Annotated in this window: 15 protein-coding genes and 1 riboswitch; of the genes, 8 read left to right on the top strand and 7 right to left on the bottom strand. The window is 37.7% G+C overall.

The window, feature by feature from the left end:
* Positions 1 to 17: 17 nt before the first annotated feature.
* Entirely contained in the window at positions 18 to 1,346 is a 1,329-nt protein-coding gene (locus ABIB40_RS11230; RefSeq protein ID WP_354359043.1) for a sensor histidine kinase, read from the top strand.
* A 36-nt stretch (positions 1,347 to 1,382) separates the two neighbouring features.
* On the opposite strand, the gene ABIB40_RS11225 is transcribed toward ABIB40_RS11230, so the two are convergent.
* Entirely contained in the window at positions 1,383 to 2,252 is an 870-nt protein-coding gene (locus ABIB40_RS11225; protein ID WP_354359041.1) for a transglutaminase-like domain-containing protein, read from the bottom strand.
* 41 nt (positions 2,253 to 2,293) lie between these two features.
* On the opposite strand from ABIB40_RS11225, the gene ABIB40_RS11220 reads away from it, so the two are divergent.
* Complete coding sequence (locus ABIB40_RS11220) at positions 2,294 to 3,076, top strand: O-methyltransferase (protein ID WP_354359039.1); 783 nt, start codon at positions 2,294 to 2,296, stop codon at positions 3,074 to 3,076.
* The gene (locus ABIB40_RS11215; RefSeq protein WP_354359037.1) at positions 3,076 to 3,753 is read left to right on the top strand and encodes a DUF1345 domain-containing protein; all 678 of its coding nucleotides are present in this window, start codon (positions 3,076 to 3,078) and stop codon (positions 3,751 to 3,753) included. The genes ABIB40_RS11220 and ABIB40_RS11215 overlap by 1 nt, the downstream gene beginning before the upstream one ends.
* 389 nt (positions 3,754 to 4,142) lie before the next feature.
* Here ABIB40_RS11215 and crtID read toward each other — a convergent pair whose 3' ends face one another.
* The gene (gene crtID / locus ABIB40_RS11210) at positions 4,143 to 5,657 is read right to left on the bottom strand and encodes a bifunctional phytoene desaturase/3,4-desaturase (RefSeq protein ID WP_354359035.1); all 1,515 of its coding nucleotides are present in this window, start codon (positions 5,655 to 5,657) and stop codon (positions 4,143 to 4,145) included.
* On the bottom strand, positions 5,632 to 6,522 hold the full coding sequence (locus tag ABIB40_RS11205; RefSeq protein WP_354359033.1) for a carbohydrate kinase family protein: 891 nt from the start codon (positions 6,520 to 6,522) through the stop codon (positions 5,632 to 5,634). Before ABIB40_RS11205 ends, crtID begins: the two co-directional genes overlap by 26 nt.
* Positions 6,523 to 6,704: 182 nt before the next feature.
* Here ABIB40_RS11205 and ABIB40_RS11200 point away from each other — a divergent pair, with 182 nt between their 5' ends.
* Positions 6,705 to 7,052 (top strand): YybH family protein, encoded by a 348-nt coding sequence (locus ABIB40_RS11200; protein ID WP_354359031.1) that lies wholly within the window; start codon positions 6,705 to 6,707, stop codon positions 7,050 to 7,052.
* A gap of 367 nt (positions 7,053 to 7,419) precedes the next feature.
* On the opposite strand, the gene ABIB40_RS11195 is transcribed toward ABIB40_RS11200, so the two are convergent.
* Both ABIB40_RS11195 and ABIB40_RS11190 read right to left on the bottom strand, forming a co-directional pair.
* On the bottom strand, positions 7,420 to 9,012 hold the full coding sequence (locus ABIB40_RS11195; RefSeq protein ID WP_354359029.1) for a TlpA family protein disulfide reductase: 1,593 nt from the start codon (positions 9,010 to 9,012) through the stop codon (positions 7,420 to 7,422).
* Positions 9,013 to 9,569: 557 nt separating this feature from the next.
* On the bottom strand, positions 9,570 to 10,277 hold the full coding sequence (locus tag ABIB40_RS11190; protein ID WP_354359027.1) for a sugar O-acetyltransferase: 708 nt from the start codon (positions 10,275 to 10,277) through the stop codon (positions 9,570 to 9,572).
* Between the two features lie 245 nt (positions 10,278 to 10,522).
* Between ABIB40_RS11190 and ABIB40_RS11185 the strand changes: the two genes are divergently transcribed.
* Positions 10,523 to 11,485: an acetyl-CoA carboxylase carboxyltransferase subunit alpha gene (locus ABIB40_RS11185; RefSeq protein WP_354359025.1), complete on the top strand. Its 963-nt coding sequence runs from the start codon at positions 10,523 to 10,525 to the stop codon at positions 11,483 to 11,485.
* A 95-nt stretch (positions 11,486 to 11,580) separates the two neighbouring features.
* On the opposite strand, the gene ABIB40_RS11180 is transcribed toward ABIB40_RS11185, so the two are convergent.
* A complete protein-coding gene (locus ABIB40_RS11180; RefSeq protein ID WP_354359023.1) occupies positions 11,581 to 12,039 on the bottom strand; it encodes a hypothetical protein in 459 nt (152 codons plus the stop codon).
* Positions 12,040 to 12,242: 203 nt separating this feature from the next.
* A complete protein-coding gene (locus ABIB40_RS11175; RefSeq protein ID WP_354359021.1) occupies positions 12,243 to 13,850 on the bottom strand; it encodes a S41 family peptidase in 1,608 nt (535 codons plus the stop codon).
* Positions 13,851 to 14,040: 190 nt separating this feature from the next.
* Here ABIB40_RS11175 and murQ point away from each other — a divergent pair, with 190 nt between their 5' ends.
* The 3 genes from murQ (at position 14,041) to ABIB40_RS11160 (ending at position 16,486) form a co-directional block, all read left to right on the top strand.
* A complete protein-coding gene (gene murQ, locus ABIB40_RS11170) occupies positions 14,041 to 14,844 on the top strand; it encodes an N-acetylmuramic acid 6-phosphate etherase (RefSeq protein ID WP_354359019.1) in 804 nt (267 codons plus the stop codon).
* A 173-nt stretch (positions 14,845 to 15,017) separates the two neighbouring features.
* On the top strand, positions 15,018 to 15,584 hold the full coding sequence (locus tag ABIB40_RS11165; RefSeq protein WP_354359017.1) for a hypothetical protein: 567 nt from the start codon (positions 15,018 to 15,020) through the stop codon (positions 15,582 to 15,584).
* Between the two features lie 155 nt (positions 15,585 to 15,739).
* Positions 15,740 to 16,486, top strand: coding sequence for a Bax inhibitor-1/YccA family protein (locus ABIB40_RS11160; protein WP_354359015.1), 747 nt, complete (start codon positions 15,740 to 15,742; stop codon positions 16,484 to 16,486).
* A gap of 198 nt (positions 16,487 to 16,684) precedes the next feature.
* A riboswitch (SAM riboswitch) is annotated at positions 16,685 to 16,784 on the top strand.
* Positions 16,785 to 16,802: the final 18 nt, after the last annotated feature.

The following is a 16,802-nucleotide window of genomic DNA, read 5'->3' as shown; positions in this document are numbered from 1 at the left end:
AAATTAATTGGCCCTAAATGAAACTGCAAGTAAAGCTATCGCTCTACAATACTGTAACCAAAATAGCCATTGCGTTATTGCTGGGCGGTGTAGTGTTGTTTTCCATCGAAAAGATTGCATATAGCCAACTTGATAATAGACTGGTAAAGAAGAAGAATAAAATCATTAAAAACTTAAGCGATGATGAGATAAAAGTATTGTTAGATAAGCAGGACTCTTTTACCGATTACAATATTTTAAAAGAAGAGTTTATCATTCTTAACGATATTCCGGATACGCAAAAGCCCGCACCAGTAAAAATAATTACCGAAGATAGAGAGATAGAAGGGGAGGTAGAAACATTTCGCATACTTAACTTTAAGTTTTTATACAATACCAATTGGTATAACTTAGAAATAGGCGAAACCATTGGCGGTTTAGATAACATTAAAAGTTTTATTCGCTTTTATATGCTTATTTTACTGGTAGTGGCGCTCACCATCAGCCTTTTTACCGATTATGCTTTTACAAACCTATTGTTGAAACCATTTTATGCCATAATTGACAAAAAAATAAATAAGGTTAACGATCCTACGCAGTACAACTATGAGAACATTCCAACCAGTACAGACGATTTTAAGATTTTAGATGAAAGTGTAAATTCTTTGATGCGTAAGATTAACGAACTTTTTGCATTAGAAAAGCAGTTTATCGCAAATGTATCGCACGAGTTGCTAACGCCGATAACCATATTGAGCACCAGGTTTGAAAACATGTTAAATGCAACAAATATTCCTGCCGACCACGAAGATAAATTATACGCCTCGCTAAAAACATTAAATCGCTTAAAGGTTATTATAAACAGTTTGCTCCTCATTTCTAGCGTAGAGAATAATCAATACTTAAAACACGAAAACATAAGCATTTCTAAAGAGCTGGCAGAAATTTATGAGGAGTTGGAAGATAGGATAACAGATAAAAATTTAAACTATAGAGTAAAGCTCCATGCCGATTTTAAATTTATTGGTAGTAAAACGCTTATCCATATTTTGCTTACCAACATTATAAACAACGCTATAAAATACAATTACACAGGTGGTTCTATAGCTGTAAGCGGAACAACGGAAGCCAAAAACTACAAACTGCAGATAGTAGATACTGGTATTGGAATGAATGCAGAAGTAGCAGAAAATGCGTTTGATCGGTTTAAAAGGGGAAATAGCGACGAGAATGGTTTCGGGCTTGGCTTGGCGATTGTAAAAAGCATAGCCGATTATCATGGCATTCGAATTTATATGGAATCTGCCGAAAAGACGGGAACAAAAATTACGCTAGTGTTCTCCGAAGCACAAAAATTAGATCGCTAGACGATAAGCCGATTCTAGTTTAAACCGAATTAATTGTTAGTCTGCAGTATCTTCTATAATAAGTTGCAACTCTTTTAATTCGGAAACCTTATCCATCGAACCAGCCTTTTCATAAGCTGAAACCAAATTTCTCAGTACCCTGCGAATAATGTCTGTATTGGTACAAGGCTTATAATAAATGGGCTGCGGATCTAAATTTAATTGTCGAAGAAACTGATCCACATCATGTTTGCCAAAAATATTGCCTCGGTTAAAGGCATTTATGTAAAAAAGCACTCCATATTCTGTGCTTTCTTGTTTGCTTTCATCTAAATATCCCAAAATAAAATGTTGAGGTAAATTGATGCCATAAATTGGCATATCTAACTTTTGGGCTAGCGTAGCGTAAATAATGGCCAAAGAGATCTGGTTCCCCCGTTTGCTTTCGAGCACTTGGCTTAAATAAGAATTTTGCGGATCGTGATGGTTTTTGGTATTCCCCCCAAAACCGAGTTGATTGTATAGCACGTGGTTGATCAACTTCACTTGTTCTAGCGCGCTCATATCGTACTGCAAACTCAGCCATATTTCTCGTTTAATGTCTTCTATTTGGTTGATAATTTTTTGCTCATCCAGATCAGGATATTGATAACGATTAATAACCAAAGCACCTTGCAGAAGGTCAAAAGCGCCGCTCATGTACCATAAGCTTAAATCTTCTTTAACCGAATTAAATTGGATCTGATGAACAATGTTCTCGATCCTTTCTTGCAATAACGCATCTAAAGAATGTTCCCAGGCATTTTCTAAAAACTCGATTACTTCCGCGCCGTAGCTCAAAAGTTTTTTTTCTATGTGCTGATAAACTTCTCTATCGGGATCATCCAGAAGCCTAACCAAAGCATCTATTTCGTTTTTATTTTCCATAAAAAATCCTTTCAATCGCTGCTAATACCTATTTTTGCGATATGGTTTTTTCTTTTGTCGTCGACTACCTAAAACACCGTCTTAAAGCAAAGACTAGGCACGGTACGCACTCGCCATTTGTGTATAAGCTGGTAGATGAGGTAATTTACAATTTTACCGTCAATACAGCTTACAAAAGCATCGAACAGCAGCGAAAAAAACTTTTTAATGACCATTCGCTGGTCAGCGTGACAGACTTGGGCGCTGGTTCTCATGTAAACAAAAACAGAACAAAACAAGTGCGCCAAATTGCTAAGAATGCGCTAAAGTCACCTCGGTTGGCACAACTTATTTACCGTTTGGCTAAGGATTTTCAGCCAAAAGCCATAATAGAGCTAGGCACGTGTTTAGGCATAACTACGGCCTATTTGGCAAAAGCTAGCCCCGATGCCACGGTAGTAACCATAGAAGGTTGCTCGGAAACAGCCGCTGTAGCCAAGAAAAATTTTGAAGATTTAGCGCTCAAAAATATTGAACTTCACGTGGGTAATTTCGATCATATTTTTCCAGATGTTATCGCTAAACAGGCGAGTTTAGATTTCGTTTACATAGACGGAAACCACCGTAAAGACGCCACATTAACTTACTTTAAATGGTGCCTGCCAAAAGTAACTGAAAATTCCCTGCTCATTTTTGACGATATTTATTGGAGCAAAGGCATGAAAGAAGCGTGGACAGAAATAAAGAATGATCCACAGGTTACCTTAACTGTAGATCTTTTTTGGATTGGTTTAGTTTTTTTTAAAAAGGGACAGGCAAAACAACATTTTAAACTTAAATTTTAGTGACATCCATCGAGCCAACATTAAGTCGTTTCCATAAGTTGACCGCATTGCCCATTCTACTCATTTGTTTGGGAATGGGAATGTTGTTTTACCTCGGCGGATTCTTCCTTAAATTAAATGGCTTAACTCGAATTATGTTCGGATGGGACGCTTTTTCGCTCGCCTTGATTGCGATACATTGGGAAATGTTTTTCTCAGTTGATGCTGCAAGAACTAAGTTACGCGCCAAAATACAAGATGAAACTAGAAGCGAAATCTTTCTAGTAATTCTTATTGCTACTTTTGCAGCCTTGTTTGCCGTTATTCTGGTTTTGATCGACAAGTCGCTAAAAGCTGCCGACATTTCTGTGGCCATTATCGGATTATTTCTTTCTTGGTGCTTAGTGCATACAACATTTACCTTACGCTATGCGCGGTTATTTTATCAAGATATGGAGGAAAGCGGAGACAAGACGTCAAAAGGAGGCTTGGATTTTCCTGAGGATGAGGAACCCGATTTTTTAGACTTCGCTTATTATTCTTTTGTTATCGGCATGACCTTTCAGGTGTCTGATGTAGAAATATCTTCCAAAAAGATTCGCCGACTTACGTTGTTGCATAGTTTGCTTTCCTTTGTTTTCAATACCATTATCGTGGCGCTAACCATCAATGTATTGGCAGGTTTGGGTGGGAAGTAGGGTGCTTTTAGAAAAATTGACCACAGATCGCACCGAGGTTTCCCCAAAGCCCACGAAGTTATATACTGCTTTGTTTTAATTCTTCGAGAATTTTGTCTTGTTTTCTCCAAGGCCTTTAACGACTAACCTTCAAGACTCCTAACGAAAATCGACTTAACGAACAGCGATTTCCTAATAAAAAGCTATGAGGTGGCTAATGCTTAACTCCTAATACCTATCACCTCGTTCCTTTTAACAGCAAAAGGCTAAGATAAATCTTAGCCTTTTTGCCTAATCATATATTTGGTTAGTTGATTCTTATATATGCTTTCGTTAGTTTTCGCTTTTAATCGTTTGCTTAAACTTTTCGAAATAAATACCACTATTTGTTAGAGTTTTTAAATGTATAGTTATTTTTTTAATAATCCAAACTTTTTTAACTTTCTTATACTTTCGTTTGCAGCCACTCTTCCAGAAACTATCGCTGGGGGCACACCGGGGCCTGGTACGGTAAGTTGACCAGTATATAAAAAATTTTTTATTTTGCTTTCCATTTTTGGTTTTAAGAAAGCAGTTTGCGAAAGGGTGTTTGCCAAACCGTATGCATTCCCCTTAAAAGCATGGTAATCTTTTACAAAGTCGTTCATAGCGTAACTTCGTTTAAAAAGTATATGGTCTGCTATTTTGTTGCCCGTAATTGTTTCAAATCGCTCTAACATTAGTGTGAAATATTTTTCTCGTTGCGTCTCTGTATCCTGTAAACCAGGTGCTATGGGCATTAAAAAGAAAAGATTTTCACAGTTTTCTGGCGCTACGTTTTCGTCTGTAATAGACGGGCAACAGGCGTAAAAGAGGGGTTCAGTTGGCCACGCAGGTTTAGCATAAATCTCTTCTGCGTGTTTGTCAAAGTCTTGGTCAAAAAAGAGATTGTGGTGCAGCACATCTGTTAGCTTTTTATTTAAACCAATATAAAAAAGTAGGCAAGATGGCGCCATGGTTCTTTTTTGCCAATAAGATTCAATATATCTTCTATCTTTCTTTTGTAACAACTGTTGTTCTAAGTGATGATAATCGGCATTGCCAATAACAAAATCTGCTTCGAATTTGTTGTTGCCGACATTGATAAATTTCACTTCATTTTCTTCAACTTTTATTTCAGTTACCTCGCTGTTAAATAGAAATTTCACACCTTCAAGCTCGGCAATTTGCTGCATGGCCGAAACGATTTTGTGCATGCCGCCCATTGGATACCAAGTTCCAAGAATTAAATCGGCGTAATTCATCAGGCTATATAATGCCGGGGTATTTTGTGGCGTGGCGCCTAAAAATAAAACCGGAAACTCTAAAAGTTTCCTCAACTTTTCGTTTTTAAATAGCTTTTGTACATGCTTGCGCATATTGCCCAACAACTGCAGCTTTATTCCGCTAACAGCCAACCGAGGGTCGAAATATTCCATCACGCTGTGCGATGGCTTGAACACGTATTCATTCATCCCAACACGGTATTTATATTCGGCTTGATCGAGAAAAAGATTTAAATTCTTGCTGCTTCCGGGCTCTAAATCTTCAAACAATTGGTAAAGTTTTTCTACTGTGGCAGGAATGTCCAATTTCTCATTTTTACCAAAGAAAATTCGATAGGAGGGGTCGAGGCGTTTTAGCTCGTAAAAATCGGCTGTTGTTTTTCCGAAAAGTGCATAATAGTTCTCGAAAACATCGGGCATCCAATACCAACTTGGCCCCATATCAAACGTAAAACCATCTTTTTGCCATGTTCTTGCTCGGCCACCAGCCATCTCATTTTTTTCTAATACGGTAACTTCACAGCCCGATTTTGCCATTAAAGCCGCTGCGGCCATGCCAGCAAATCCAGCACCTATAACCACCACTTTGGGCTTGCTAGAAGCTGTTTCTTTTAAATTCATGTAATATTTCTTCGTTGTAATTTGGGTTTGCGCCCGGCTGCGACGCTACAAAAGCGCCTAGTAAACAGGCGTTTTCTAAAGCTTCTAACATTTCTTTTTCTGCTAAGAAGCCCGCAATAAAGGTGGCGAGAAACGCGTCTCCGGCGCCAACGGTGTCTGCAACTTTTATCTTAAATCCATTATGTCGGTAAAATTTATGGTTATGCCAAACCATTGCACCGTTTCCACCTAGCGTGAGACAAATCGCTTTTAAAGCGAATTTTTCAGCAATTTCCGGTAGGCATTCCTCGTCGATTTGGTTTTTTAGGGCAAAGTTTTGCTTTAGATAAAGCAATTCATTCTCATTTATTTTTAAAACGTGAGATTTTTTAAGCAGCAACTTAATTGTGTCAAAGCAGTAAAAGGGTTCGCGGAGGTTCATGTCAAAAATGGCCAACCTTGCTTTATCTGCAAGCGCACACACGGTTTCTCTGCTTTTCTCTTCTCTGCAAGTTAGACTGCAAAAAACCAATGCATCTGCATTTTCTACACTTGTTAGAGCTCCGTCTGTAAGCGTTATTTCATCCCAGGCCACTGGCTCTGCAATGGTATAAGTAGCATTTTGGTCGTCGTTTAGTTTGATAATTACCGTACTCGTTGGTAAATTCTTTTTTATCTGAATTAGGTGAGTTGATAAATTTTTAACCGTTAGATAGTTTATAAGCGTAATTCCATCAGCGTCATCTCCTACAGCACTAACAAGGAGGCAATTAATGCCTTGTTTGGCTAAATGGAGTGAAACGTTTGTGCTAGATCCGCCTACCTTTTTGTCGTTTGGATAAACATCCCAGAGCAATTCTCCAATACATACTACGGTGTTTTGCATGCTAACAATATTTCTGACCTTGCTTTCTATTTGAAAACTAGGTATGGCTAAAGTTATAATAAAAACTTAGTTTTTTTATGTAGTTTTCGGGTATGAAATATTTCTTGATCCTAGTTTTTTGCTTAGTCTGCATAAAAGTCTCTGCTCAACAGCAACGTATAGAACATCAGATTTTAGCTGTAATGCACAACCAAGAAATTGCTTGGAACAAAGGCGATATCGAAGGTTTTATGAAAGGTTATCAGCAAAGCGATAGTTTGTTGTTTGTAGGCGGCTCTGGGCCTACTTACGGCTGGCAAAAAACATTAAACAACTATAAGAAAGGCTATCCAGATAAAATGGCGATGGGTGAGTTAACTTTCGACATTAAAAAAATAACTGTGTTGGCAAAAGATGCAGCCTTTGTAATGGGAAGTTGGAGTTTAAAACGAAAAACAGATAATCCTCATGGCTTTTTTACCCTACTCTTTAAAAAATTAAACGGGCAGTGGAAAATTGTGGTGGATCGTACATCGAGCAGTAAAGAATAAGGTATGGTGAGCAAAAATGACTGTGCATTGCATAATGGTTTAGCACATTCTATACAGCCCCAAAGAATAGCGCTGCTAGAGTAAAAAAGTACAGATCCAAATTAAGACCTCACACCGGATTGTTAAATGCAACTCTTTATTTACTGCCTTTTATGTATCAAAAACTCATCATCAAAAACTAAAAATACCATTTGATTAATGAAATGAGTTTTTGAGAATTTGCTAAAAATCGGATTATACTGTACCTGTTTTTGGAGCGGCTTATACTAACATCAAAAAACTATTGACTTTCAGTAATTCTAAATTTCAATAAACGGGGGAATAATGACACATCATCATCTTTGTTTGCGAGGAAATAAAAAATTTATTATTTCATTAGCTCTAACAATCGTAATTTAATTTGTTCAGGGTCATTCCACTGGTATGAAGCATCTACCACTAGACCGTTACGATCAACAAGTGCATAATGTGGTATTCCAGAAATATTAAATTTCTTTGCAAGCCAATTATACTCATCGTTAGTAATTCTATAATGCTCACCTTTTATCCCAGAAATCATTGCATTGTAGGCAGTGATTGACGATGTTTGATTAGTAATGTAGAGAAAAGCTACAGGTCTTTCTTTTAACTCCTCTTTTAAAGACTTCATCTTCTGCAATCCTTCAATACATGGCGCACACCAAGTTGCCCAGAAATCTACGAATACTGTCTTGCCTTTATACTTACTAATTATTTTGTTAAAAACACTGTCAGCAATGGTTTTGGGAGTTTCATTAACGTTAGATTTTGTGGCTAAGTTGTTCTGGTCTAATCTGTTAATGATGTTATTGTTCAGTTGCTCAAGCTCAACTAAGAACTCTTTATTTCTAAGCTTTATCTTAATTTTAGCCAGTGAATCTGCAGAAAGCGGAACTTGCTTATTGCTAATTTCTTGCGAGATATCGTGTAAAGCTATTAACTCAAGTTCAAATTCTAATTTATTTTTAGTGATTTCTTTTAATACAGAACTCCGTGCCCTCCTGTATGAATCTAATTGAGCAATACCATTTTTTATTTGGCCTTGGATAATATTCCAAGTATTCAACTCAATACTATCAAGCCGCTTTCCTATGTCGATTTTATTAAATAGATCCGGAGCCACGTTACGCCAAGCGGCGACCACAATAGTATCTAAAGTTTGGAGTTGACCTAGGAAGACAAAGTATTCGCTATGTGAAATGCTAGCCTTATCACCGTACTTAATTTTTGCAAGGAAATCGAAATACTTGTTATCAAGCGGCAACTCCTCGAATACGGACTTCTTATCCTGAAAGGAGATTTGCCCCATCATACGTTTTGCTGATTCACGGTTGGAATTATATCTAATCAATGCACAAAATGTGGTATATTTTAGGTTTCTAGCTGCATGTTTATAGACCTTTTGTCCAATCTCGCCACTTTTCTTTAAGCTATCCAACTTTATTATCTGCATTCGTTCCAGCTGATAATAATAGGCCTTATATTGCTCGGGGTTAAGGTCGGCAATATCCCTATAAATTTTATTATGATCATTACCCAACAAAATAGCTTCGGTTTTAACTAGCTGCGTATTAAACAACGCTCTATCACCACTAAATTTCCTGACCAATTTGTTATTTACATCGAAATAAAAATTGCTTACTAAGTTATCCCCCGGTTCTAAGTAAACATGCCCGAAAAAGGAACCGAACCTTACCAAATACTCCTGCGGGAAATTAGCCGGAAATGCGATGGAAAAATCACCATTCTTCTTTATTTCGATAATATGTGTTTCTGATAAACCTGTTACAGCATTATTAAGAATTAGTTCTAATCTACTATAGCCAACAGCTTGAGAATAACCTTTAATGTTGCCCGAATAACTGGTCATTTTGGTTTGAGAAAAACCATGGGTAACAAGTAGTGAAAATATAATTAAGTAAGCAAGTGATTTTAAAGACATGAGCGTTAACCTTTTCATAATGATAAATGATCCGTTAAAAGTAGTAAAAAATGCAACACCCCGAATTTTTCACTTACATTTTAGAACAAAATTTTTAATTAGTTCTAAAAGATATGGGGACCGAGGAAAATAGGTTACATAACTGTATAATTCTCATCAAACGGTCGTTTTTTGAGAATCATTGCTCTTCGGGATGTCAAGCTTACGCATCCCAAACGGAGATAACTCGGATTTCCGAATCCGCACACATAAATACTTTCAGTTAGTTCGTTTATGGTGGTTGCTGAAAAAAGCTAATGTGTAGCAAATCCCGTCTCTTCCAAAGTTCAACATCGCCCTGCGGAAGATATCGAATAGCGTGATGATTTTGGATTATGGCGCTTATCCGCGCGCGTAACTTCAAGGAACGAGAAGTCTCACAACCAGGGTCTAACGATACATCGTACGTTCGTGGCGTGTGAGATGTCTCCTTTGGTCGACAAGGACGGTCGTTTAAAAAGGGAAGTCAGTAGGCAGAAAGATTAACTATAAATCAGTTCTGGGTCTAGCGAAGTATTTTACCTTTCCTCCGGCATTCTTAAATTCTTGCGATAAAAATCCTTATCAGCCTCTGTTATTTCTCTTATCACCCGGCACGGATTCCCGACAGCTAGAACATTATCTGGAATATCTTTGGTAACCACACTACCGGATCCAATTACCACATTGTTTCCAATGGTTATGCCTGGGTTTATTATAGCTCCGGCGCCAATCCAAACGCTATCTCCAATGGTAATTGGTTGTGCCCATTCTACTTCTTTGTTTCTTAAGTGTGGATGGATGGGATGCCCAGCCGTATAAATGCCAACATTTGGCGCGATAAAAACATCATTGCCGATACTAACCTTGGCACAATCTAAAATGATGAGGTTAAAGTTGGCGTAGAAATGTTCTCCTATTTCTATGTTGTATCCATAATCACATCGAAATGGTGGCTCTAAGTAAAAGTTGGTTTCGGTTTTGCCAAACAAATTTTTAAGCTGTTGCTTGCGCTGCTTTATAAACTTTGGCGCAGAATTGTTAAATTCAAAAAGCACCTCTCGCGCCTTTAAACGCTCTGCAGATAATGCTTTTTCGCCAGCAAAATAAGGTAATCCTGCAAGCATTTTTTCTTTTTCTGATTTTGGTTGTTCCATAGCTAAAGCCAAAGTAGTAAAAAATATGCTTCCCAGAAACATGATGCCGATAATTTGCACGGCGTCTCCAGTAAGAAGATGTTTACGCATTTTTTATACCGGATAATTAATGGAGTATTTGAGCGCCGAACCGACTAAAATGAACGCTGAACTTCTGTTTTTATCTTGTCTATTGTTGGCTTTCTCAAAGCGAGGAGGCTACTAAGTTTTAGTTTTAATAAATCTCCAACTATTGGTTTGCGATTTAAGTCAGCAGTTTTTTTGACGGGCTGCGTTTTCAAATGAAGGAATAACCACTTAATAATAAAATTTTATCTGTAAATTTGTCCCAAGTTATGCAGCAAATAAAAACATCATTTGATTTCGAAAAGCCTATCGCAGATTTACATCAACAGATAGAAAAGGTTAATCAGGTTGCCGAAAAAACTAAGGTGAACATGTCGGCAACGATTAATGAGCTCGAACAAAAATTAGACGAAACCTCTAAATCGCTTTATAGCAACTTAACAGGTTGGCAAGAAGTGCAATTGAGCAGACATCCCGATAGGCCACAAACCTTAGATTACATAAGCTTAATTTGCGATGATTTTATAGAGATGCATGGCGATAGAACTGTAAAAGACGATAAAGCAATTATAGGTGGTTTTGCCACGATTAATGGACAGACCGTTATGGTTATTGGCCACCAAAAAGGGAAAAACACCAAAGAAAGACAATTCCGAAATTTCGGAATGGCAAATCCCGAAGGGTATAGAAAAGCCTTAAGGCTGATGCGACTAGCAGAAAAGTTTAACAAACCCGTTGTTTCTTTTATAGATACCATGGGTGCTTACCCGGGTTTAGAAGCAGAAGAACGCGGGCAAGGCGAAGCTATTGCTAGAAACTTGTTAGAAATGTCTGTACTTAAAGTGCCTATTATTTGCATGGTTATTGGCGAAGGAGCATCTGGCGGTGCATTGGGTATTGGGATTGGAGATAGGGTTTATATGTTAGAGCACACTTGGTACTCGGTAATTTCTCCAGAATCTTGCTCTTCTATTCTTTGGCGCAGTTGGGATTTTAAAGAAAAGGCAGCAGAATGCCTAAAACTAACTTCTGCAAATATGCTCGGCAATAAGTTAATCGATGGCATTATTCCGGAGCCTTTGGGCGGTGCGCATCAAAACCCTGAATTGATGGCGCAAACCATTAAAGATCGTTTAATATCAGATCTTGCTGAATTGGGCAAAATGAAGACTGATAAACTGATAGAAACAAGAATTAACAAGTTCTGCGCCATGGGCGTGGTAGAGGAATAGAGGTTCGCTCTAGAACATCTGTATTGGAAAAAAAATTCAATAAATAAAGGCCACATTTTTTAAATGTGGCCTTTATTATGCGCGTCTAACACACTTTAGTAAGTAAATTGGTGCGTATAATCTTTATTTAAAGCAACCGTTACATCTTGGTCGCTATTCACTACCTTTCCGTCAATTTCTGCTTTATAGCTAACTTTAAAGTTCGAGCCGAAATTTATGCATTGTATGGAAACATCAATCACATCAAGTGGCGTTGTAGACTCCACCACATAAGTTTTCGTGGTTCCTGTAAAATCATTTTCGCCCAAGCTTATCGCTTGTTCATTGTTTTTTACTGCTCCATTTACCTTCCAAACAGTCTTGGCGTTTGCATTATTTAATCCGACAGCAGTAAATGACACGGCATCGACCTCAGCCGGGTTTACACCGGTTACTGTAAAGGTAAGTTTTACATTTTTTCCACTTTCGGTTTTTGGAGCTTCTTCTTTCTTTTTGCAAGAGAAGAATAAAGTAGTGCACAATGCAAGCATCAAAAGAGCTTTAAATTTGTTCATTTTTTTTGTTTATATGTTTAATTTTTTAAGTGAAAAAGACTAACCAAAAATTAAGCCAAGACAAGTTTAAAACTGTAATTTAGAAATAATCTATACTCATAAAAAAGATTTGTTGGCTTTGCAACAGACAATAAGTTAATTCTATCAAGGTTTATTTGTAATGAGTTATCCAAGGAATAACTGTCAAATTGGCTATGGAGATTTTACTGCAAACTGCTCAATGCCTCTTTTACCATGGCATCATTCGGATTTACCGCTTTGTAATACCCAACATCGCCAAAGTAAAACCGATACAAAATAGCTTTTAGGTTGTTTAAAATAACAGGCTTAGCGGCATTTAGCTGTTGAAAGTTTACCAATATGTTTTTTTTCTGCAAAAAATTGGTAAAATCTTTAAAATCGTTTTCGCTAAGTTTAAACGTATTTAAGTTTTGTTCAATCGCGGTTGACGGATACTTTAGGGTTAGTGTTTGAAACACAAAGTCAGACAGTATTTTTTTACTCATTAAAGTGCTGTAAAAGGTGTTATATCCTGCTGTATCTAGCTTAACAAATATGTCTGGTTCAATCCCTCCAGGGGTTTTTGTTATTTTGGCTGTTCTGTTTTCGATACCTTCTCCCTTTTGTACAGAATCTTTAAACGAACTGCGATCGCTGGTCAGCTCTCCATCGGTCATTCGGTCATCTAACTCGCGTTTATAGGCATCGTAGCCGTTAGCATAAGATTTTTGTATGCTTCTGCCATTTGGCGTATAATAGCGGGCAATAGTTAAGTTAAGGGCAGATCCATCTTCAAATGGAAACTGTTCTTGCACCAAGCCTTTTCCAAAAGAACGCCGCCCAACAATTATTCCCCTACCGAGATCTTGTACAGCGCCAGCTACAATTTCGCTTGCCGATGCCGTGTTTTCATTGATTAAAATAGCCAGCTTGCCTTGTTGAAAAATACCAGTTCCTGTAGACATATAGTCGGTGCGCGGCTGGTGCTTGCCCTGCGTAAACACAATAAGTTTGTTATCTGGCAAAAACTGATCTGCCAAACCAGTAGCTGCACTAAAGTAGCCGCCACCGTTATCTCTTAAATCCAGTATCAGCTTCTTCATTCCAGCTGTTTTTAAGTTAGAGAGCGCTGCAAAAAAGTCCGTATCAGTATTAGCGCCAAATTTACTTATCCGTATGTAGCCAGTTTCGGCGTTTAAAAGATAAGATGCATCTATGCTGCTTACGTTTATTTTTCCACGGGTAACCAATAAACGCTTGCTTTGAGGACTGCCTGGGTGTAATAGCAACACGCTAACTCCTGTGCCAGATTTCCCCCTAAAACGGCCGTAAAGCTGGTCTTTGCTCATTCTGCGACCACTAACGGTAGCGGTATCTATCCTCAATATTTTGTCGCCCAATTTTATTCCGGCAATACTTGCCGGGCCATCCTTTACAACCCCTGTAACAAACATGGTGTCGTTAAGCATGTAATATTCTAAACCCACGCCCTCAAAATTACCTTCAAGTGTTTGTCCCATGTCCTCCGCATCGGCGGGAGGTAAATAGGCGCTATGAGGATCTAACTCGTGCAATAGACTGTCTATAGGCAATTTTTTTAAGTTAGAAGTATTTATGTCATCCACATATTTCTTGTTGATAATCTGCAGAATCTCATCTTTTTTTTGGGCTTGCGAGTCGGCCAGATTTTGAGTTTTTTCAACAGTATACCCTTGGTCTTTTAAAAATTTGTAGCCTAAGTACATTCCAGTTATTAAAATGACGGAATAACTTAATGCAAGAAGTAAATTATAACGGGTATTCTTTTTCATTTAGATTACGCAAATTTAAGTAAATTAGCTGTTTAATCATTTTTAAAAGAGAAATTTAAGTGCTTTTGTTTGTAAAACTTTAAGACTTATGGTTTTTTAAAAATATTGCTTTTGTCTTATTCCTATTTTATTTTCTGAAAAACTTCGCCAGTTTTGCTTAAAAATTCCGAATTTTATAGAAATTTTATTTATGAACAATGTTACCGAGAGAGAATCCAATTATAAAGACATAGAGAAAATGTCTGTTTTAGAGGTGTTGCAAGCAATTAATGCAGAGGATAGAACGGTTGCATTTGCTGTGGCAGAAGCGATGCCACAAATTGAGAAGCTAGCCTCGGCAGTTGCGAAGAAAATGAAAAAGGGAGGACGGCTTTTTTACATTGGAGCAGGCACCAGCGGCAGACTAGGTGTAGTAGACGCATCTGAGTGCCCACCAACGTTTGGCGTTCCATTTGATGCTGTAGTAGGAATTATTGCGGGCGGAGATTCTGCGATTCGGAAAGCTGTAGAATTTGCCGAAGACGATAAGAAGCAGGCATGGAAGGATCTGCAAGATTTTAACGTTGGCGAAAAAGACTGTCTGATCGGCCTTGCCGCATCTGGCACCACGCCGTATGTTATAGGGGGTTTGCAAGAAGCAAATAAACATGGTTTATTAACTGGCTGTATTGTTTGCAACGGAGGAGGCCCAATTGCTGCCGAATCAGATTTTCCGGTTGAGGTAATTGTTGGCCCAGAATTTATTACAGGTTCTACACGGATGAAATCTGGGACTGCACAAAAAATGGTGCTTAACATGCTCAGTACTACGGTAATGGTTCAGTTGGGAAGAGTTGTGGGAAACAAAATGGTAGATATGCAGTTAAGTAACAATAAACTTGTAGATCGCGGAACGCAAATGGTGGCAAAAGACTTAAACATTGGTTACGGCGAAGCGGCAAAATTGCTGAGTCAATATGGCAGTGTGCGTAAAGCCGTAGAAGCAGGGAAATAAAGTTAATTTACGATTTTAGATTTACGAATTACGATGGCAGGGTGTAAAACCTACCGCCAACCCCTCCTTAAAAAAGGAGAGGAGCTAAAAAATTAATTTAAAATTGGTAGCCGCCATAACTCCTGACTTTCCGACTTCCGACTTATTTTTATCTAACTACTAAATACTACTTTTTGCACGAAATAGAACCATATTACCAGTGGAGAGACGATTACATATCTGCAGAAGACGACAAATCGCCATTTTATAATACAGAATATTCTGAGTTATATTTTGATAAGCAGATTTATAATTTTCTACTCCATCCCCAATGGGACGAGTTTGGCTCCAACACACTTTACCTCAAGGTGCTTTATGCCGATTACGAACGTAGCTACGCCATTATAGAATTTATTGGCGAATGGAATGATGCAATAAACAACGACATTATGTTGCTGAAAAGAGATATTTTAGAACTGATGATGGACGAGGGAATTAATAAATTTATTTTAATTGGAGAAAACGTCTTGAATTTTCATGCTTCAGACGACAGTTATTATGAGGAATGGTTTCAAGAGGTAGACGATGGATGGATTGTTGGCGTGAATTTTAATGAACACGTAATTAGCGAGTTTAAAGAGAACAACATAGATTATTATATAAATTTTGGCGGCGCGTTCGATAACTTTGCTTGGCGGCCACTAAAGCCACTACAGATATTTAAAAAAATTGAAGAACTTTTGACAAAAAGATTGGCTTAAACCACTATTTTTATAAAAAAATATGGCAAATGGGCAGACGCTTTAGCTTTTGCACAGTTTTTGCAATAATTGATGCAACTGACGTTATGAAGAGATTCGAGTGAAACATCTTCTTTTTATTTTTTAACACAAAATTAATCTACACAACAAATATAATGGATCAACAAAATTATCAATACCAAGACAATAGTGTCTTTGTAAAACAAGAAGCTTCGATTTCTAAACAATTTTTTGCAAATGTTTTTTTGTGGATGTTCGTGGCACTATGTTTATCAACAGCAGCTGCTTATATTTTTAGCAGTGACAAAAGTTTAATGCAATATTTGGTAAACCAAGATACAGGCGGTTTGTCTGGACTGGGGTATGTAACCATGTTTGCGCCACTTGGCTTAGTGATGCTAATGGGATTTGGATTAAGTAAGCTGTCCTTCCCGGCATTAGTGGGCGTTTTCGTACTTTATTCTGTTTTAACAGGCGTAAGTTTGAGTTTTATTTTACTTCATTATTCTACAGGCTCGGTGGTAAGTTGCTTTGCCGGCGCTGCAGGCATTTTTGGCGTAATGGCAGTTATGGGATACACCACTAACATAGATTTAAGCAAGTTTGGGCCTATTTTAATGGTCGGCGTTATCGCACTCGTAATAGCTATGGTTATCAACATGTTTATCCAGAGCAAGCAGTTTAGCTTGTTTATGGCATTTATTGGCATTGCAATATTTACCGCTTTAACCGCTTACGATGTGCAAAAAATAAAACGCATCGGTATGGGAATAGAGGCCAGAGGAGATCAAGTTTTACAGGTAGACACCAAAAAAATGGCTATTGTTGCTGCTTTATCTCTTTATTTAGATTTCCTTAACATCTTCCTTTTCTTGCTTCGTATCTTCGGTGGAAGAAAATAATTAGTTTTTAAAAGATTTCAATTTAAAAGACACATCGATAGATGTGTCTTTTTTTGTTTTTTTTTAAAACTCGAGGGATTTTGGGATTTAAAACGAATTTTATTTGGTTGTGTGGCGATAATTGTAGCTTAACTATAATAATGTATCGCTTAGCGGCTAAAAATTTGATATTGATATTGTGATATGCTATTTTTGCAACGCTTATAAAGAAAGACGGAGGGATTAGAACCGCTGAAGTCTTAGCAACCTGTGCCAACAAGGTGCTACATTCTATCTCATTATTGAGAAAAGATAAGTTTTAGACGTGTGAGAATGC

Source organism: Pedobacter sp. UYP30, from assembly GCF_040547165.1.
Classification (GTDB): domain Bacteria; phylum Bacteroidota; class Bacteroidia; order Sphingobacteriales; family Sphingobacteriaceae; genus Pedobacter.
This window is presented reverse-complemented; position numbering and strand designations above follow the sequence as displayed.